General features: G+C 63.6%; 1 pseudogene. It reads right to left on the minus strand.

Features of this window, described 5'->3' with window-relative positions:
• A pseudogene (locus tag R0J92_RS26585) lies at positions 1-236 on the minus strand (C4-dicarboxylate ABC transporter substrate-binding protein); the annotation flags it as partial.

A 236-nucleotide genomic window follows, 5' to 3' on the forward strand; every position in this document is an offset into this window, starting at 1 on the left:
GGTGATGTACTGCAGCCCCGCATCCGGGAACTTCAGGCCCATGATGTCGGTGATGCCGTTCTTGGAGCCTTCTTCCACGCCGGTCTGAAAGGAGGTGAACAGCTCCGTCCATGGGATCGGGGTCGGCGAAGCGCCCAGCGCCTTGACCGGTTCCTGTGGCAGATCCGCGACCGCGGTACGGACCTTCAGGCCTTCCATATCAGGCGGCTCTGCCACACGGCGCTTGGTGTGTGCAG

The organism is Tritonibacter sp. SIMBA_163 (genome assembly GCF_046535935.1).
Classification (GTDB): Bacteria; Pseudomonadota; Alphaproteobacteria; order Rhodobacterales; family Rhodobacteraceae; genus Epibacterium; species Epibacterium scottomollicae.